The 18,367-nt window shown below is 75.9% G+C and carries 12 protein-coding genes; 7 read left to right on the top strand and 5 right to left on the bottom strand.

The window, feature by feature from the left end; genetic code table 11:
* The 4 genes from ACFCZN_RS09540 to ACFCZN_RS09525 all read right to left on the bottom strand — a co-directional run.
* Nucleotides 1–1,584 (bottom strand): TPM domain-containing protein (locus ACFCZN_RS09540; RefSeq protein WP_430556615.1); only part of this gene is annotated, 1,584 nt, incomplete at its 3' end.
* Nucleotides 1,585–1,667: 83 nt separating this feature from the next.
* Nucleotides 1,668–3,356 (bottom strand): DNA repair helicase XPB, encoded by a 1,689-nt coding sequence (locus ACFCZN_RS09535; protein WP_429764322.1) that lies wholly within the window; start codon nucleotides 3,354–3,356, stop codon nucleotides 1,668–1,670.
* An 85-nt stretch (nucleotides 3,357–3,441) separates the two neighbouring features.
* Nucleotides 3,442–5,958, bottom strand: a complete 2,517-nt coding sequence (locus tag ACFCZN_RS09530) for a helicase-associated domain-containing protein (protein WP_430556614.1) — start codon at nucleotides 5,956–5,958, stop codon at nucleotides 3,442–3,444.
* Nucleotides 5,959–6,054: 96 nt separating this feature from the next.
* Entirely contained in the window at nucleotides 6,055–6,978 is a 924-nt protein-coding gene (locus ACFCZN_RS09525; protein WP_430556613.1) for an NAD-dependent epimerase/dehydratase family protein, read from the bottom strand.
* Nucleotides 6,979–7,101: 123 nt separating this feature from the next.
* Here ACFCZN_RS09525 and ACFCZN_RS09520 point away from each other — a divergent pair, with 123 nt between their 5' ends.
* The 4 genes from ACFCZN_RS09520 (at nucleotide 7,102) to ACFCZN_RS09505 (ending at nucleotide 12,622) form a co-directional block, all read left to right on the top strand.
* On the top strand, nucleotides 7,102–7,815 hold the full coding sequence (locus tag ACFCZN_RS09520; RefSeq protein WP_430556612.1) for a TetR/AcrR family transcriptional regulator: 714 nt from the start codon (nucleotides 7,102–7,104) through the stop codon (nucleotides 7,813–7,815).
* A gap of 166 nt (nucleotides 7,816–7,981) precedes the next feature.
* Nucleotides 7,982–8,365 carry a cold-shock protein gene (locus ACFCZN_RS09515; RefSeq protein ID WP_430556611.1) on the top strand — a complete coding sequence of 128 codons (384 nt, stop codon included), beginning with the start codon at nucleotides 7,982–7,984 and terminating at the stop codon, nucleotides 8,363–8,365.
* A 73-nt stretch (nucleotides 8,366–8,438) separates the two neighbouring features.
* The gene (locus tag ACFCZN_RS09510) at nucleotides 8,439–9,347 is read left to right on the top strand and encodes a DUF3027 domain-containing protein (RefSeq protein WP_430556610.1); all 909 of its coding nucleotides are present in this window, start codon (nucleotides 8,439–8,441) and stop codon (nucleotides 9,345–9,347) included.
* On the top strand, nucleotides 9,344–12,622 hold the full coding sequence (locus tag ACFCZN_RS09505; protein WP_430556609.1) for a sacsin N-terminal ATP-binding-like domain-containing protein: 3,279 nt from the start codon (nucleotides 9,344–9,346) through the stop codon (nucleotides 12,620–12,622). Before ACFCZN_RS09510 ends, ACFCZN_RS09505 begins: the two co-directional genes overlap by 4 nt.
* A 9-nt stretch (nucleotides 12,623–12,631) precedes the next feature.
* Here the strand turns inward: ACFCZN_RS09505 and ACFCZN_RS09500 are convergent, their stop codons facing one another.
* Nucleotides 12,632–12,889 (bottom strand): DUF2530 domain-containing protein, encoded by a 258-nt coding sequence (locus tag ACFCZN_RS09500; protein WP_429764329.1) that lies wholly within the window; start codon nucleotides 12,887–12,889, stop codon nucleotides 12,632–12,634.
* A gap of 246 nt (nucleotides 12,890–13,135) precedes the next feature.
* Here ACFCZN_RS09500 and ACFCZN_RS09495 point away from each other — a divergent pair, with 246 nt between their 5' ends.
* The 3 genes from ACFCZN_RS09495 to ACFCZN_RS09485 all read left to right on the top strand — a co-directional run bounded on the left by ACFCZN_RS09495 (nucleotide 13,136) and on the right by ACFCZN_RS09485 (nucleotide 18,361).
* Nucleotides 13,136–14,644, top strand: a complete 1,509-nt coding sequence (locus tag ACFCZN_RS09495) for a sugar transferase (protein ID WP_429764330.1) — start codon at nucleotides 13,136–13,138, stop codon at nucleotides 14,642–14,644.
* 97 nt (nucleotides 14,645–14,741) lie between these two features.
* On the top strand, nucleotides 14,742–16,211 hold the full coding sequence (locus ACFCZN_RS09490) for an NCS2 family permease (protein ID WP_430556608.1): 1,470 nt from the start codon (nucleotides 14,742–14,744) through the stop codon (nucleotides 16,209–16,211).
* A 257-nt stretch (nucleotides 16,212–16,468) separates the two neighbouring features.
* Nucleotides 16,469–18,361: a glycosyltransferase gene (locus ACFCZN_RS09485; protein WP_430556607.1), complete on the top strand. Its 1,893-nt coding sequence runs from the start codon at nucleotides 16,469–16,471 to the stop codon at nucleotides 18,359–18,361.
* Nucleotides 18,362–18,367: the final 6 nt, after the last annotated feature.

Raw genomic sequence — 18,367 nt, 5'->3', positions numbered from 1 at the left:
GCGGGGGGGGGCGGGGCGTCGGCTTTCTTCCTCTTCTTTCTGGGGGGTTGGGGGGGGGGTGGTGTCAAGCTCGGCCTTGTCCGTGGGAAGCCGGGGCAGGGCGGGGGTGGGGTCGCCGCCCGAGCGCGCGCCGCGCGCCTGGGTCATCGCGGCCTCGGCCTCGGCGAGCGCCGCGGCCACGGCCGCCCGGTCCGTCTGGCCGTCGGCCGCGCCGCCGGCGGGCGCGAGGCGGGCGGCGTCGGTCACGTCCTGGCCGATCGACGCGAGGCCCTTGTCCAGGTCGGCGCCGGCGGTGGCGAGCTGCGCACCCGCCTGGTCGACGGCGTCGAGCAGCGTCGCGGCCTGGCCGAGCGCGTTCTGCGCCGCCCGCAGGTGCGCGACGGCGGCGGAGCGGGTGCGGCCGGTGAGCGCGGCGCGGCCCGCCGCGACGGCGTCGCGGGCGTGCGCCACGAGGGCGGTCGCCTGGTCCGGGTTGCCGCGGACCGACGCCAGCGCCGACGTCGGGTACGACGCCGCGAGCCCGTCGAGCGTCTCGCGCGCCACGGGCACGCGCGCCTCGATCTCGCCGGCGCGCTGCTCGGTCTCGTCCAGCAGCTCCGGGGCGCGCTGCTGGAGGGAGCGCAGCTCGTCGAAGGCGTCCGTCTGCGCGTCCAGCGACGTGCCCGCGTGCTCGGTCAGCTCGAGGATGCCGGCGAGCAGCTGGCGGCGGCGCGGCTCGCTGTCCGGCGCGTCGTCGTCGAGCTCCTGGCGCAGATGGAAGGCCTGCGCGACGTCGGCCTTCGCGGCCTCCAGAGCCGCGGAGAAGTCCTGCGTGGCCTCGAGCCCGAACTCGGCCTGCGCGAAGCCGAGCTCCTGCTCGGACGTGCGGACCGCGTCGTCGATCTCGACGAGAGCGGCGCCCACCCGACGCTCGAGCTCCTCCGTCGGCACGGCCGACACGTCGCCCGGCCCCGCCGGGGCGGCGGCGACCTGGTTCTTGCGGCGCGACCGGACCCAGAGCCAGCCTCCGACCCCGCCGGCCACGACGAGGCCGCCCACCGCGGCCGCCACGCCCCAGCCGCCGCCGGACGACGTCGTGCCGCCGGTGCGGATCGTGTCCGCGGCGGCGATCGCGGCGCCAGCCCAGTCGTCGTCGCGCAGGTGGTCCTCGGCGACCTGCTCCACCTGGTCGAGCTGCGCGTCCGAGAGACCGTTGTTGGTGTCCACCGACAGCCCGTACGCGCGGCCCTCGGTGGCGACGGCGAGCAGCAGGTCGTTCACCCCGAGGCCCGCGTCCGTCGCGGTGCGGTTCGCCCAGTCGCGGCCGTCCGTGCCGTCGAACGACTCCACGTAGACGACGAACAGCTGGTACGGCGTCTCGTCCGCGAGCTGGTCGAGCGAGGTCTGCACCCGCGCCTCGTCGCCGTCGTCGAGCACCCCCGACTGGTCGGTGATCTCGCTGTCGAGCTGGGTCAGGGGAGGGACGGCGGAGGCGCTGGGCGCGAGGACGGCGACGCCGGCGAGGGCCAGCAGCAGGGCCAGCACGCACGCACCGGCGGCCGCTGCGGCGCGGCGCGGCGCAGCGGGGACGACACGGGGATTCACGACCCGATCGTGTCGCGCGCGGGCATCCGACGCAATTGCGGCACCGACGGCGGGCGGACGCCCGCACGCCGAGTCGTCCCTGGCTACCTCGCGGCGTCGGGAGCCTCGAGGTCCTCCGCGTCGACGATGCGGTACGCGTACCCCTGCTCGGCGAGGAACCGCTGCCGGTGGGCGGCGAAGTCCTGGTCCACGGTGTCGCGGGCGACGACGGCGTAGAAGTGCGCCGTCCGGCCGTCGGCCTTGGGCCGCATGACACGCCCCAGCCGCTGCGCCTCCTCCTGCCGCGACCCGAACGACCCGGACACCTGGATCGCGACCGACGCCTCCGGCAGGTCGATGGAGAAGTTCGCGACCTTCGACACCACGAGCCGGCTGATCTCGCCCTCCCGGAAGGCGGCGAACAGCTTCTGCCGCTCGCGGACCGTCGTCGCGCCGGTGATGAGCGGCGCGTCGAGGTGCGCGCTGAGCTCCTCGAGCTGGTCCAGGTACTGGCCGATGACGAGCACCTGGTCGTCCGGGTGCTGCGCCACGATCCGCTCCACGACGCGGTTCTTGCCCGGCGCGCACGCGGCGAGGCGGTACTTGTCCTCCGGCTCGGCCGTCGCGTACACCATCCGCTCGTGCTCGGGCAGCGTGAGACGCACCTCGACGCAGTCGGCGGGCGCGATGTACCCCTGCGCCTCGATGTCCTTCCACGGGGCGTCGTAGCGCTTGGGCCCGATGAGGCTGAACACCTCGTCCTCGCGGCCGTCCTCGCGCACCAGCGTGGCGGTGAGGCCGAGGCGGCGGCGCGCCTGCAGGTCCGCCGTCATGCGGAAGATCGGCGCGGGCAGCAGGTGCACCTCGTCGTAGAGGATGAGGCCCCAGTCGCGGGCGTCGAGCAGCTCGAGATGGCTGTACACGCCCTTCCGCTTGGTCGTGAGCACCTGGTAGGTCGCGATCGTGACGGGCTTGATCTCCTTGCGGGAGCCCGAGTACTCGCCGATCTCGTCCTCGGTGAGGGTGGTGCGGCGCACCAGCTCGTCGCGCCACTGCCGGGCGCTGACGGTGTTGGTCACGAGGATGAGCGTCGTGGTGCCGGACTTCGCCATCGCGCCCGCGCCGACGATCGTCTTGCCGGCGCCGCAGGGCAGCACGACGACGCCGGAGCCGCCGTGCCAGAAGCCGTCCACCGCCTGCGCCTGGTAGGGGCGCATCTCCCAGGCCTTCGGCTCCTCGTGCGGGGTGCGCGGGTGGGTGGGGGAGGCGAGCGCGATCTCGTGCTTCTCGCCGTCGACGTACCCGGCCAGGTCCTCCGCGGGCCAGCCCAGCTTCACCAGGACCTGCTTGAGGTGGCCGCGCTCGGAGGGGTGCACGACGACGGTCTCGTCGTCGATGCGGTCGCCCACCAGGCCGGCGGTACGCCTGGACTTGAGCACCTCGGCGAGCACCGCGCGGTCGCTGGCCTCGAGGACCAGCCCGTGCGTGGGGTGGGTGGCGAGCGTCAGCCGCCCGTACCTCCCCATCGTCTCCGCGACGTCGATGAGCAGCGCGTGCGGCACCGGGTAGCGCGAGTACTCGATGAGGGTGTTCACGACCTGCTCCGCGTCGTGCCCCGCGGCGCGCGCGTTCCACAGCCCCAGACTGGTGAGCCGGTACGTGTGCACGTGCTCCGGCGCGCGCTCCAGCTCCGCGAACGGCGCGATGGCGCGGCGCGCGTCGTCGGCGCGCGGGTGGTCCACCTCCAGCAGGATGGACTTGTCGCTCTGCACGATGAGCGGGCCGTCGGTCATGCGGCTCCTTCCGGGGGGATCGGGGGGATCCAGGGTCTCAACGCCGTGGGCGGGCGCGCTTGTTCCGTGCGGCCGTCGGGCGAGGTCAGCCGTCCACCGGCTCCACGCCGGCGATGCGGTGCACGGCGACGGTGAGCTCCGCCTCGCGCGCCGGGTCCAGCGCGCGCAGCCGGCCGCCGTCGAGCCGCAGCGGCTTGAGCGCGCGCCGCTCCATCGTGCCCGACGCGCCCACCATCTCGATCCACACGACGCGTCCGTCGCGCAGCGCGTCGTGCAGGGTGGCGAGCGCGTCGCCGGGCTCGGTGGTGCGGGGTCGGCCGCTCGTCGCGGCGCCCCGGCCGCCGTTCGCGGGCTCCCGCGGGGTCGCGGCGCCGCCTCCCGACGGCGTCCCCGCCGCGCGGTGCGTGGCGGCCAGCCGGTCCACCGCCGTCTCGTCGCCGGCGTCGGCGGCACGCAGGCGGGCGACGAGGTGAGCGCGGGCGTCGTCCGACGTCGCCTCCGGCTCGGCGGCGGGGCCGCGGCGCGGGTCGCGCGGGGTGCGGTCCGGGCGCGGCGGGCGGCGCAGGCGCGCGCTGAGCACGTGGCCGTCGGGGCCCTCGACGGCGGACAGCAGGCCGCGGGCGCGCAGCGCGTCGTGCAGCTCGGCGGCGGGGACGGCCGCGGCCAGGACCGTCGGGGCGAGGCGCACCAGGCCCAGGTGCGCGAGCCGAGGGTCCGCCGCGAGCCCGGCGAGGACCGTCGGGTCGGCTGCGCGCACGTACGACCCGGCCGCCCCCACCCGCAGCGACTCGTGCCGCCGCGCCGTGTCCCGCACCAGGTACTCCAGCGGCTGCGGCACCGGCACCCGCGAGCGGTGCGCCAGCGCGTCGAGCAGCTCGTCCGCCGTCGTGCCGTGGTCCAGCGCGCGCGTCACCGACGACGGCGAGAAGCGCACCGTCGTCGCCGCCCCGCGCGACTCGACGTCGGCCGACCGCTCCAGCAGGAGGGCCAGGGTCTGCGACGGCCGGCCCGGCACGATGCCGGTGAGGTCGCCCTGCAGCAGCACCTCGTCCACCTCCGGAGGCAGCGCCGCGCGCAGCGCCCCCTCGAGGCCGTCGTCAGACGCGCGGTCCGCCCCGGCGGGCCGTGCGTCCGACAGGTGGGCGAGGAGGGCGGAGCCCGGGCCGGACAGCGCCCCCGCGCCGGTCGCGCCGAGCAGCGCGGCCTCCGTCAGCAGGCCGGCGACCGCCTGCTCCGGCGGCACGGTGCGCGGCGCGTGCCAGCGCAGCACCGTCATGACGGCGTCGACGTCGAGCGCCGTGCCGGGCCGCGCGGCCAGGACCTGGAGCACCTGACGGCGCAGCCGCGGGACCCAGCCGCGGTGCAGGTCGGGGGACAGCGGCGCCCGCAGGCTGCCCTTCTCGTCGCGCGAGCCCACCAGCCACGGCGTGCGCCGCGAGCCCGCCCACGCCGCGGCGAGCAGCGCCCAGCGCTCGGCGTCGTCCATCACCTCCCAGCGGTCGGCGACGGTCGTGGGCCGGTACGACGGCGGCGCCTCGCCGTCGTCGGCCACCACGCCCGCGGCGGCGGCCACCTCGACGACGAACGCCGTGTCCGCCTCGTCCGCGCCGAGGGCCTGGGCCGTGCGGCGCAGGTCGCGCACGCCGAGGCCGCCGCTGCGCAGCACCGCCGGGGCCGTGTCGTCCCACGCGGCGACCAGGAGGTCCACCCGGCGCACCAGCTCCAGCGCGGCGCTCGCGGCCTCGGCGTCGACGGCGGGCTCCGGCACGGTGCGCCCGTCCGGCCGGGGCGGCGCGAGCTCGGGGGAACGGTGCGTGCGCCCGCCGCGCAGCGCCAGCCCGACGTCGCGCGGCAGCGTCACGTGCCGGGCGTCCGTGCGCAGCAGCAGCCGCGCGTCGACCAGGGCGTCCACCGCGGCCCGCGCCGGCGTGCCCGGCGCCGGGACGAGGCCGATCGGCGGGCCCCAGGTCAGCGCGTCCAGCACCTCGCGCCCGCCGCGGGGCAGGTCGGGGAGGGTGACGTCGCGCGCGTCCCCGTCCGCCGGGGCCCCGGGTCCCCCGACCGCCGGGCGTCGGCGCTCGTCGGGGCGGGCCGGGCCGAGGCCGGCGGGGTGCGGGCCGAGGACGTCGTCCAGCCCGGGTGCAGGGCGCAGGTCCGGGCGCCCGGGCTCGCCCGCGTCCCAGAGGAGCGCCGCGGCCAGCGCGTCGGCGAGCGAACGCTCGACGGCGGATCCGTCGTCGGGTCCTCGGTGACCGTTCCGGGCGGTCGCGGCGTCGTCCGCGCCGACCGCGCGCCGCACGTCGTCGGGGGACACCGGGCCGTTCCCGGCGAGCGCGACCACCGCCTCCAGCGCCTGCAGGGTGCGCGCGTCCGCGTGCGCCAGCGCCCGCTCGAGGGCCGTGCGGCTGGACGCGCGGGCCGCCAGGGAGCGCAGCGTGGACGGCGACGGGGTGGCCAGGTCCGGCCGCGCGCGCAGCAGCGCGAGCAGCTCGGCGTCGTCGCGTGCGCGGATCGCCTCGGTGAAGGTACGGGGCGCGTCCGTGGTGCCGGCGCCGTCCGCGACGTCGGCCTCCGCCGTGCCCCGGGGCGACGTGCTGGCCATCTGATCGATGCTACGCGCCGCCACCTCGCTGCCGAACAGGCAGTCGTGCACCGAGTTCGGCGTCAGGACGTGCGCAGGTGCATGGTCGGCGGGAGATCAGAGTCCCGCGGTGCGGCGGCAGACCTCGTCCCACGGGGTGGGCTCGAGGTCCCAGCGGTCCCGGGCGGCGGAGTCGTCGAGGACGTACGGGCGCTCCCACTGGTAGACGAGCTGGCGCACCTCGCGCATGAAGGGGGAGACGGCGGCGACGGCGGCGAGCGCCGGCCCGCGCAGCGAGCGGGGGAGGACGGGCGGGTGCCCTGCGGCGGCGAGCACGTCGTCCAGGGCCTGCGCCTGGGTGCGCGGCGCGTTGCTCGGCACGTGCCAGGTGCGGCCGTGCGCGCCCGGGTCCTCGGCTGCCGCGACGAGCGTGCGCGCGACGTCGCCCACGTCCGTGAACGAGTGCGGCAGGTCCGTGCGGCCCATCATCGTGACGCGCTTCCCGGCCAGCGCGGCCGGGAGGACGCGCGAGACGTGCCCGTTGCCGCCGACGCCGGGGCCCATGTAGTCGGACGCGCGGACCTCGACGGCGCCGCGCAGCCGGCTCTCCTCGAACGCGCGGCGGGCGTCGGCCCACATCCGGGTACGCAGGACGCCCTTGTGGTCGGTGGCGGCGTCGGGCAGGTCCTCGGTCATCGGCCCGTCGACAAGGCCGTACGGGTAGAGGTTGCCCGTGATCGCGTAGACGGCGCCCGAGCGTTCGGCGGCGGTGAGGAACGAGGCCGCGAGCGGCGGCCAGGCGCGCTCCCACTGCGTGTAGTCGCCGGGGTTGGCGCAGTTGTACAGGACGTCGGCGCCGTCGGCCGCGCGGCTCAGGGCGTCGGCGTCGGAGGCGTCGAGGGCGGCGTGCGCGACGCCGGCGACCCCGGTGTCGCGGCCGGTGCGGGTGACGACGGTGACGTCGGAGCCGCGCTCGGCGAGCAGGACGGCGACGTGCCGACCCACGGGCCCGGCGCCGACGATCAGGTGACGGTCGGTCATGACTGGTGCTCCAATCCGAGAGCGGTGCTCTCTGTCGGGACGAGCATGGCACCTGCCGACACCTCCTGGCAAGAGCGATGCTCTTGTTTGTGGCCGCTGCTCTCGCGTGCCAGGCTGAGGCGCATGGCCGACGCCCCCCGCACCGCACGCGCCCTCGCCCGCGAGACGCTCACCCGCGAGATCCGCAGCGCCGCCCGCGCCCGCCTCGCGACCGACGGCCCGGCCGCCCTGTCCCTGCGCGCCGTCGCGCGCGACGTCGGGATGGTCTCTTCCGCCGTCTACCGCTACTTCCCCAGCCGCGACGCGCTGCTCACCGCCCTGATCGTCGAGTGCTACGACGAGCTCGGCGCCGCCGTCGAGGACGCCGACGCCGCCGTGGCCGACCGCGACGCTGCCGCCGCCCGCTGGCTCGCGGCCTGCCGCGCGCTGCGGGCGTGGGCCGTGGCGCACCCCGCGGAGCTCGGGCTGCTGTACGGCACGCCGGTGCCCGGGTACGCCGCGCCGCGCGACACCGTCGACCCCGCCACCCGCGTCGTCCGCGTGCTGGTGACGGTCGTGGCGAGCGCCCACGCGGCCGGCGCGACCCCGTCGCCCGCCCCGGACGGCACCCCCGACGCGACCGCCGTCGTGGACCCGGCGCGGCAGTTCGTCGCCGCGCGCGGCATCGTCGAGGACGCGCCCACGGAGCTGGTCGTCCGCACGCTCATGGCCTGGACCACGCTGTTCGGCACCGTGTCGTTCGAGATCTTCGGGCACCTCGTCGGCTCCGTCACCGACCCGGAGGCGTGGTTCGACGCCGTCGCCCTCCGCCTGGCCGCCGACCTCGGCATCCGCTGACGACCCCGGGCCCGGGGCGCGGACCCGGACCGATGCGGCACCCTGCCGCACCGGCCGGTAGCCTGAGCGTCTGGCCGTGTGCCGGGCGCTCGCCCGTGCACCGGCCGGATCCGGCTCCGCGCACCGGCGCGGGGCCGTAGTCGACGACGAGCACGAAGAGGTTCAGGTGCCCACCGGCAAGGTCAAGTGGTACGACGCGGAGCGCGGGTTCGGCTTCATCGCCAGCGAGGACGGTGGGGAGATCTTCCTGCACGCGTCCGCGCTGCCCTCGGACGTCGAGAGCGTCAAGCCCGGCGCCCGCGTCGAGTTCGGTGTGGCCGACGGCCGCCGCGGCCCGTCCGCGCTGTCCGTGAAGCTCCTGGACCCGGCGCCGTCCGTGGCCAAGGCCAAGCGCAAGGCGCCGTCCGAGTTGGCCGGCATCGTCGAGGACCTCATCAAGGTGCTCGACCGCGTGGGCGACCAGCTGAAGCGGGGGAAGTACCCGGACGCCGCGGCGGGCAAGCGCGTCGCCACGCTGCTGCGCGCCGTCGCCGACGACCTCGACTCCTGACGCTCCGGCCGACGACCACGCCCGAGACGAGGGCCCGAGACGAGGACATGACGAGCACGAAGAGGACGACGACATGGTGACCGCTGCCGCTGACGCCCCCGCACGCACGACGCGGGTCAGCTCCCGCGCGCGCAAGGACGCCGTGCTGCTGGGCGCGGTCGACCTGGCGCGCGAGGCCGCGCAGGAGGGCGCGACCTCGCCGTCGGACGTCGGCGAGCACCTGGGCACGGTCGCCGAGGGCGAGCGCCTCATGTCGCACCGGTTCGCCGCGACCATGCCGGGCTACCGGGGCTGGCACTGGACGGTGACGCTGGCGCGCGTGCCGCGCGGCAAGGTCGCCACCGTGTGCGAGGTGGAGCTGCTGCCCGGCGACGACGCCCTGCTCGCCCCGGCCTGGCTCCCGTGGTCGGAGCGGCTGCGCCCGGGCGACGTCGGCCCCGGCGACACGCTGCCGTTCAAGGCCGACGACCCGCGCCTCGAGCCCGGCTGGAAGGCCACCGGCGACGAGGAGCTCGACTCCGTCGCGATCGACGAGCTCGCCCTCGCGCGCGAGCGCGTGCTGTCCCCGCAGGGTCGCGACGAGGCCGCCGAGCGCTGGTACCGCGGATCGCGCGGCCCGACGGCGCCGGGTGCGGTCGCCTCGCCGGCGGAGTGCACGACGTGCGGCTTCCTCGTGCCGCTGCAGGGCCCGCTCGGCCAGCTCTTCGGCGTCTGCGCCAACGCGTGGTCGCCCGACGACGGCAAGGTCGTGTCGCTGGACCACGGCTGCGGCGCGCACTCGGAGACCGACGCCCCGCACCCGCCGAGCGACTGGCCGGCCGACGCGCCGCTCATCGACGAGCTCCGGGTGGAGGCCGTGACGGTCGGGCCGCGCACGCCCCGGGCGTCCGCCGTCGACGAGGCCGAGGGCGCGGACGAGACCGCCGGCACGACCGACGCCGCGGAGGCGGACGCCGCTCCCGAGCGCCCCGACGCCGAGTGACGGGCGACGTCTTCGGGACCGTCGCGCTGCGGCACGCGGTCACGGAGGCGTGGCTCGGGTCGGGCACGCGCTTCCGGGAGGACGCGAACGCGGAGGAGGACCACGCGCGGGGCTACTACCGCGACCGCGTGGTGACCGAGCTCGCGCAGAACGCCGCGGACGCGGCCGCGCGGGAGGGTCTCCCCGGGCGGCTGCTGCTGCGCCTCACCGAGCTCGCCGACGACCCGCGGGGCGTCGCCGTCCTCGCCGCCGCCAACACCGGCGCCCCGCTGACTGCGGACGGCGTCGCGTCGCTCGCGTCGCTGCGCGCGTCGGCGAAGTCGGCCCCGTCGGTCGAGCCCGCCCAGGCCCCGACGGTGACCTCCGCGGAGGTGGGCCGCTTCGGCGTCGGCTTCGCGGCGGTGCGCGCGGTCTCCGACGAGGCCACGGTGCGCTCCACCTTCGGCGGGGTGCGGTTCTCCCTGGTGGCGACGCGCGAGCTGCTCGACGACGTCGCCCCGCAGGGCTCGGCCCTGCGCGACGCCGTCGCCGGGCGCGGCGAGGACCTGCCGGTGCTGCGCCTGCCGTTCCCGGCGCCGGCCCTGGGCGACGCGCCCGACGGGGCCGACGACGAGTGGGGCGGGTTCGCCACCGTCGTCGAGCTGGTGCTGCGCGACGACGCCGCGGTCGCGTCCGTGCGCGCCCAGCTCGACGCCGTCGACGACGCGCTGCTCCTGGCGCTGCCCGCCCTCCCCTTGTTCATTGTGGAGGGTGGGGAGTGGGGGGTGGCCCCGGGTTCGGACCCGAAACAGGGCCAGACGCCCGCTCACAGCGACGGCGGGGACGGGGCGACGACGTCGCGGGTGCTTGCCGACGTCGACGACCGGTGGGAGGTGCTGCGCCGGTCGGGAGAGGTGCCCGACGACGAGACGGCGGACCTGCCGCTCGAGCAGCGGCGCCCGCGCTGGTCCGTCGCGTGGGCGGTGCGACGGGACGACGCCGGCACGTTCGGTGACGGCGTGGAGGCGGACGACGGCGCCGTGCTGCACGCGCCCACCCCGACGGACGTGCCGCTCACGTTCCCGGCGCTGCTGGTCGCGTCGTTCCCGGTGGACCCGGGACGCCGTCGCGTGCTCCCGGGGCCGTTGACCGACCGCCTCACGGCCGAGGCCGGGCGCGCGTACGCCGACCTGCTGGCCGGCCTGGCGACCGAGCGGGGCGCGGACGTGCTCGACCTCGTGCCCGGCGGGATGCCGGCCGGCGACCTCGACGCCGCCGTCCGCGACGCCGCCCTCGACGCGCTGCGGTCGGCGCCCCTGCTCCCGGCGCCCCCCGACACGACGTCGCCCACCGAGGAGACGGGGCCCGTCGCGGCCCGGGTCGCCCCCGCCGACGCGACGGTGCTCGTGGGTGCGGCGGGCGACGACCCGCGGCTCGTCGGCGTGCTGGCCGGCGTCGTGCCCGGACTGGTGGCGCTCACGACCTCGCAGCAGGGCGTCGCGCGGCGGCTGGGCGCGACGCCCACGACGCTCGCCGACGTCGTCGCCGACCTGCCCGGCGGCCTGCCCGCCGCGCGCTGGTACGCACTGTGCGACGCGCTCGAGCCGTACGCCGCCGACCCGGGGGTGCTGGAGGCGCTGGCCGGCGCGCGGGTGCCGCTCGCGGACGGGCGGACGGCGTCCGGGGTGCGCGGCACGGTCGTGCTGCCGGAGGACGACGACGACCCCGCGCTCGCCGCCGTCGCCCGGACGCTCGGCGTGCGCGTCGTGCACCCGGACGCGGCGCACCCGCTGCTGGTCCGGGCGGGCGCGTCGTCCACCAGCCCGCGCGCGCTCCTGGACGACCCGGGGGTGCGGGCGCTCGCGCTGGCGGCGTCGGAGGCGCTGCTCGACGGCGCGGACGAGGTGCCGGAGACCGGCGCGGTGGCGGCCCCCACTCTCGTCGGGCCGGTGGACGAGGGGCCGCGCGAGGTGGTGCAGAACGTGCTCGCGCTCGCGCGTCTGGCGCACGCGGGCGGCGGGCACGACTTCCCGTTCTGGCTCGGCGAGCTGCCGGTGCCGACGGAGGACGGCTGGCGCCCCGCGCGCGAGGCGGTGCTGCCCGGCTCGTGGGCGGCCGCGGCGATGCCGGGGCTCGCGCCCGTCACGCGCGCCGCCGTCGCGTACTACCCCGCGCCGCTGCTCGTCGCGCTGGGGGTGCGGGCCGACGTCGACACCTACCGGGTGGCCGACGTGCTCACGCCCGACCCCGCGGACCCCGAGCCCGAGCACGGTCCCGACGACCCGGCCGGCTGGCTGTCCGGCTGGGAGGACTACCTGCGGTTCCTCGCCGACCGTGTCGGCCCCGGGGTCGACGTCGGGGACGTGGAGGCGGTCGCGGACCTCGACGCGGTGGGCGACCCCGACGACGACCCGGGCGACGACCCTGACGGCACGGACGAGGGCGACCCGTGGGGGCCGGTGCTCGCCGCGCTCGTCGCGGACCCGGACGCGCGCCGCGCGCTCGTCACCCCCGTGGCCGGGACGCCGTCGTACACGGCGTGGTGGCTGCGCGACCGGCTCGGCGGGCCGTTCGCGGCGCACGACGGCGTGCCGCTGCTGCCGCCCGCGCCGCCCGCCGTCGCGGCGCTCGACCCCGAGGCCCGGCGCGCGCTGGGCGTGGTCGACGGGCTCGACCGGCTCGACCCGCTGGACTGGCCGGCCGCGCTGGACCGGCTGCCCGACGTCGGCACCTCCGTGCCGCTGTCCACCGCGCTCGGCGTGTGGCGCGGCCTCGCGGGCCTCGCGGTGCGGCTCGCGCCCTCCGCCCGCGCGGCCGCCCTCGACCCGCTGCCCGACCGGCTGCCCACGCTCGACGCGAGCGACGTCGTCGTGCGCCGGGCCGACGACGTCGAGGTGGCCGGCACGGCGCGCTGGGCCGTGCTGGGCGCGGTGCTGCCCGTGCCCGAGGCGGAGGTCGCGGCCGTCGCCGACCTGCTCGACCTGCCGGTCGTGGGGGAGGACGGGCTGCCCGCCCCCGACGGGCCGGGCCGCGAGCGGGAGCTCGACGAGCGCGTCGCCGCCCTGGACCCGCGGCTGCCCGCGGTGTGGTTCGAGCACGGCCGGCTGTCCGTGGCCGGCAGCCCCGTGCCGTGGTGGGTGGACGCCGAGGGGCGCGCGCACGCCACCGACCGGGCCGGGCTCGCCGCCGCGCTCGCCGACGTCCTCGGCCGGCCGGACCGCTGCGCGCTGCTGGCGACCGTGCTCGCCGCGCCGGAGCGTGCCGCAGAGCTGTGGGTCACGACCGCCTGGGGCTGAGGCTCCTCGTCAGTCCTCGCCGCGGTACTCGCCGCGGTGCCTGCGCTCCCACAGCAGGCCGGCGCCGCCGAGGAGGATGCCGGCCACGCAGGTGATCACGGCCTCCTCCGTCGCGTTCCCGAGGGCGTACACGACCACCGTCGCGACGAGCGCGACCGCCCACAGGCCGATGCCGCCGAGCAGCACGCGCCGCAGGTCCACGCGCAGCGGCGGCGGACCGGGACGGCGCTCCTCGGGATGGGTGAGCAGGCGGACGAGCGAGGGCACCCGCCCATCCTATGTCTCGGCCACCAGGACCGTGGCCCGCGGCGGCAGTCGTCCGGGGCACCCCGACCATGACGCGACGGCGCGGTTGAAGTGCGGGTGAAAGCGCAGGTCAGCGGGTGAAAACGGCGTCGGGTGAAAGGCGGGGTGAAAGGCCGCCGGAAGGCTCTCCGAAAGCCCCGCGACGCTCCTACCTTGGTGACGCCACCGCACACGGGTGCGGTGCTCGACCCGGGAGAGGAGGCCACCGTGATCACCGTCTCGGACATCGGCCAGCCGCTCCGGTCGCGCACCGCCGCGCTGCGGGCCGCGCGCCTCAAGGAGGTGCGGGACTCGTTCCGCGCCGGGTCGTGGCAGACCTCCTACCGCCGCCGCCTGGTGCGCACGGACGTCGTCGTGGTGGTCGCCGCGGCCGTGACCGCGGCCGTCGTGCGGGGCGTCGTGGTGCACGACCACATCACTCCGTGGGTGCTCGGCGACCAGCTGCTGTCCGTCGTCGTGCTGGTGACCGCCTGGCTCGGCAGCCTGTGGGCCGCCCGTGCCTACGACGTGCGGGTGTTCGCGTCCGGGCCGGCCGAGTACCAGCGCGTGTTCGATGCGTCGTGGCGGCTCGTGGCCCCGCTCGCGCTGCTCGCGCTGCTGCTCGCCCGCCCAGGCATCTCCTTGTTCCTGCTCGTCGCGGTACCCACCGGTGTCGTCGCGCTCCTGCTCGGGCGGTGGCTGTGCCGCGAGTGGCTGCACCGGCGGCGGCGCGAGGGCGGCTGCGTCACCCTCGTCCTCGCGGTGGGGCTGCGGGACCAGGTCGAGCGGCTCGTGCACGAGCTCAACGACCGCCCTTCCGGCTATCGGATCGTCGGGGTGTGCGTGCCGACGTCCGACGACATCCGGCCGGGCGAGGAGATCCTCGGCGTCCCCGTCCTCGGGGACCTGCGCACCGCGGGCACGATGGCGGCCCAGGTGGGCGCCGACTGCGTGGCGGTCAGCGGGTCCGACGCGATCACCGCGGACGTCGTGCGGCGCCTCGGGTGGGAGCTCGAGCCCGTCGGCGTGGACCTCATGCTCACCGCCGAGCTGGCCGACGTCGCGGGGCCGCGCATCACCGTCACCCCCGAGCAGTCGGTGTCCCTGCTGCACGTCGACGCCCCGCGCTTCACGGGGCCGCGGTACGTGCTCAAGTCGGTCGTGGACTGGACGGGGGCCGCGCTCATCACGCTGCTCCTGCTGCCCCTGATGGCGGTGGTCGCCCTCGCCGTGCGGGTCACGAGCCGCGGGCCCGTGCTGTTCCGCCAGGACCGGGTGGGACGCGACGGCCACACCTTCGAGATGCTGAAGTTCCGCAGCATGCGGCAGGGCGCGGACCGCGAGCACACCGTGCTGAGCGGGCCCAGCGACGGCGACGGCGTCCTCTTCAAGCTGCACGACGATCCCCGCGTCACCGCCGTCGGGCGGGTGCTGCGCCGGTTGTCGCTCGACGAGCTGCCGCAGCTGTTCAACGTGCTCGCCGGGCAGATGTCGCTCGTCGGACCGCGGCCGCCGCTGCCCGACGAGGTGTCGAGGTACGAGACCCGCGTGCGCCGGCGGCTGCGCGTCAAGCCCGGCCTGACCGGGCTGTGGCAGGTGGGCGGGCGGTCCGACCTGTCGTGGGAGGAAGGCGTGCGGCTCGACGTCTTCTACGCGGAGAACTGGACCGTCTTCGGCGACCTGCTCATCCTTGCCCGGACCGCGAAAGCCGTGGTCACCGGGCGGGGGGCGTACTGACAGGGCGTCGCCTCGCCCCGAGTCGCCGATGTGAAATCCGCGTCACCACGCGGTTTCCGTGCAGGAGTCCTTCACAGGATCTGGCACGATTCTGCCCATGGCGAACCAGACCACCGCGCCGCCGCAGGGCGAGCTGAGCGCGATCGACCGCTTCTTCAAGATCACCGAGCGAGGCTCCACCATCGGCGCGGAGATCCGCGGCGGTCTGGTGACGTTCTTCGCGATGAGCTACATCATCGTGCTCAACCCGCTGATCATCGGCACGGTGCCCGACGGCACCGGGCAGGTGCTGGGCGGCGGCACCGAGGCCACGCCGGAGTCGCTCGGCATGGTCGCCGCGGCCACGGCGCTGATCGCCGGAGTCGCGACGCTCCTCATGGGCGTCTTCGCGAACTACCCGCTCGGCCTGGCCGCCGGCCTCGGCCTCAACGCCGTCGTCGCCTACTCGATCGCCAGCATCGAGAACGTCACCTGGGCCGACGCCATGGGCCTCGTGGTGATCGAGGGCATCATCATCCTGATCCTCGTGCTCACCGGGTTCCGCGAGGCCGTGTTCAACGCCGTGCCCGTGGAGCTCAAGACGGCGATCAGCGTCGGCATCGGCATGTTCATCGCGCTGGTCGGCCTCGTCAACGCCGGCTTCGTCGTGCCCGGCGAGGGCACGATCGTCGCACTCGGCAACCTCGGCACCTGGCCGATGCTCGTGTTCATCGTCGGCCTCGTGCTCACCATCGTCCTGTTCGTGCGCAAGGTGCGCGGCGCCATGCTGGTCGCGATCATCACGGCGACGGCGCTCGCCGTCGTGCTGGAGAACACGCTGCACATCGGCGCCAAGAGCGCGGAGAACCCGGACGGCTTCAACCTCAACGCGCCCACCTTCTCGGGCGTGGTCACGACGCCGGACCTCGGCCTGATCGGTCAGTTCTCCCTGCTGGGCTCGTTCCAGAACATCGCGGCCGTGTCCGTGGTCCTCATCGTCTTCTCGCTGCTCATCGCGGACTTCTTCGACACGATGGGCACCATGGTCGCCGTCGGCGCCGAGGGCAAGCTGCTCGACAAGGACGGCAACCCGCCGCGCACGCGCGCCATCCTCGTGGCCGACTCGCTCGCCGCCGTGCTGGGCGGCGTCGGCAGCACGTCGTCCAACACCGCGTACGTGGAGTCGACGACGGGCGTCGGCGCCGGCGCACGCACCGGCTTCGCCGCCGTGGTCACCGGCGCCCTGTTCCTGCTCGCGACGTTCCTGTCGCCGGTTGTCGCGCTGGTGCCCTACGAGGCCGCCGCGCCCGCCCTCGTCTTCGTGGGCTACCTGATGATGGCGCAGGTCGCGGGCATCTCGTGGCGCAACGTGGAGATCGCCATTCCCGCGTTCCTCACGATCATCATCATGCCGTTCACGTACTCCATCGCCGACGGCATCGGCGCCGGGTTCATCGCGTTCGTCATCATCAAGCTCGCGCTCGGCAAGGTGCGCCAGATCCACGCGCTCATGTGGGTCGCCGCGGCCATGTTCCTGGTGTACTTCACGCTCAAGCCGATCCAGACCGCACTCGGCCTCGGCGGCTGACGACAGCGGCCCTGCACGGCCCCGGGCCGGTCCTCGCGACCGACCGGGGCCGTCGTCGCGCGTGGGTGAAATGTTCCGCGGCTTCTGCCCGGTTGCGGCGGATTTCCGCGGTGGAACGTGACCGATCCGTGGTCATCCGGTGCGGTGTCCGGGGAGGCCCCCGCTACGATTGCCCCGGCCGTCGGGCAGGGTCTCGCCGGCGCTTGGGAAGCCTTCTCCGACACGGACCGCTCCCGCCCCGACCGAGGACTGAACGCATGCCCGCACGAGCCGACCGCCGGTGGTCGTTGGCGACCGCCCGCAAGGCCCTGTGGCACCTGCGGCACGGCGGCCCGGCCCAGCTGCGGGTGTTCCTGCGGCGGCGTCGGGCGGTGGGGGAGCACCGGTCGGGTGCCGGCCGGATGACGAGCGACGGCCTCACCTTCGACCCGTGGCCGATGCCGCGGCGCGAACCGGCCCGTGCGCTGCGCGCCGGCGTGATCCTGGACGACTTCTCCCGCCTCGCGCTCGGCTACGAGTGGGAGCAGGTGCTCCTCAAGCCGTCGTCGTGGCGCGAGCAGCTGGACGGGCTGGACCTGGTCTTCGTCGAGTCCGCGTGGCGCGGCAACGGCGGTGAGTGGCAGTACCACCTCACCGGAACGTCGGCGCCGCGGCCCGCGCTGGTGGAGATGCTCGACGCCGCCCGTGAGCGGGGCGTCCCGACGGTCTTCTGGAACAAGGAGGACCCGGTCCACTTCGAGGACTTCGTGGACACGGCGGCCCTTTTCGACCGCGTGTACACGACCGACGCGGGGCGCCTCGACGCCTACCGCGGGCGGCTGGGCCACGACCGCGTGGGCGTGCTCGAGTTCGGCGCGCAACCCGCGATCCACAACCCCGTGCGCACCCAAGGCGACGGCCCGGGGCGTGACGTCGCGTTCGCCGGCACCTGGTTCGCCCACAAGTACCCGGAGCGCCGGGAGCAGGCGGAAATGCTGCTGGGCGGCGCGCTGGACGTGTCGCCGCGCATGGAGACCGGGCTCGAGATCTTCTCGCGGTTCCGCGGCCAGGGGGACCAGTACGAGTTCCCGGAGCCGTTCGCGTCGCGCGTCGTCGGCTCTCTCGACTACGCGCAGATGCTTACCGCGTACCGCGACTACAGCGCCTTCCTCAACGTGAACTCGGTGGTTGACTCGCCGAGCATGTGCGCGCGGCGGATCTTCGAGATCACGGCGTGCGGCACGCCCGTCGTGACGGCGCCCAGCGCCGCGACGGGGGAGTTCTTCCCCGCGGACGAGGTCTTCGCCGTGACGACGCGCGCCGAGGCCGCGGACACGGTGCGCGCGCTCGTGCGTTCGCCCGAGCTGCGCGACCGCGCCGTCCACCTCGGGCAGCGCCGCATCTGGCGCGAGCACACCTACGGCTCGCGCGTGCAGCGTGTCCTGCACGACGTCGGCCTCGCGCCGTCGGCGGAGGTGGCGCGGCCGAGTGTCACCGCGCTCGTGTCCACGAACCGCCCGCACCGGCTCGACGACGCGCTGCGCACGGTCGGCGCGCAGGCTGACGTGTCGGTGCAGATCGCGCTGCTCACGCACGGCTTCGAGGTGGACGAGGCGGACCTGCGCGTGCGCGCCAAGGATGCCGGTGTCGAGAACGTGCTGCTGCTGCAGGCGGGCAACGACGTGCCCCTGGGGGCATGCCTCAACCGGCTCGTCGACGCCGCGGACGGCGACGTCGTCGCGAAGCTGGACGACGACGACCTGTACGGCCCGCAGTACCTCTCCGACCAGCTGTACGCGCTGGACTACAGCGGTGCCGAGATCGTCGGCAAGCAGGCGCACTACATGTACCTCGAGGGCCACGACGCCACCGTGCTGCGCTTCGCGGAGCGGGAGCACCGGTTCACCGACTTCGTCATGGGTCCGACGATCGTCGCCCGTCGCGCCGTCGCCGCCGAGGTGCGCTTTGGGGAGACCGCGAAGGGTGAGGACACGGCCTTCCTGCATAGAACTGTGGACGCGGGGGCGCGGATCTACTCCGCGGACCGCTTCAACTTCGTCCAGGTGCGCTCCGGCGAGGGCCGGCACACCTGGACCGTCACCGACGCCGAGCTGCTCGCCAGCGGCTCGGTCGCCTTCTACGGACGCGCCGACCGGCACGTCCTCGTCTGACCGAGG

The organism is Isoptericola sp. NPDC056134 (assembly GCF_042264825.1).
GTDB lineage: Bacteria > Actinomycetota > Actinomycetes > Actinomycetales > Cellulomonadaceae > Isoptericola > Isoptericola nanjingensis.
The sequence above is the reverse complement of the archived record's forward strand: the minus strand, read 5'-3'. Positions and strand labels throughout refer to the sequence as shown.

Bases quoted from the DNA above. Each gene is read 5' to 3' on its own strand.
- ACFCZN_RS09535 (WP_429764322.1), bottom strand. From the start codon at position 3,356: ATGACCGACGGCCCGCTCATCGTGCAGAGCGACAAGTCCATCCTGCTG.
- ACFCZN_RS09530 (WP_430556614.1), bottom strand. From the start codon at position 5,958: ATGGCCAGCACGTCGCCCCGGGGCACGGCGGAGGCCGACGTCGCGGAC.
- ACFCZN_RS09525 (WP_430556613.1), bottom strand. From the start codon at position 6,978: ATGACCGACCGTCACCTGATCGTCGGCGCCGGGCCCGTGGGTCGGCAC.
- ACFCZN_RS09520 (WP_430556612.1), top strand. From the start codon at position 7,102: ATGGCCGACGCCCCCCGCACCGCACGCGCCCTCGCCCGCGAGACGCTC.
- ACFCZN_RS09510 (WP_430556610.1), top strand. From the start codon at position 8,439: ATGGTGACCGCTGCCGCTGACGCCCCCGCACGCACGACGCGGGTCAGC.
- ACFCZN_RS09490 (WP_430556608.1), top strand. From the start codon at position 14,742: ATGGCGAACCAGACCACCGCGCCGCCGCAGGGCGAGCTGAGCGCGATC.
- ACFCZN_RS09485 (WP_430556607.1), top strand. From the start codon at position 16,469: ATGCCCGCACGAGCCGACCGCCGGTGGTCGTTGGCGACCGCCCGCAAG.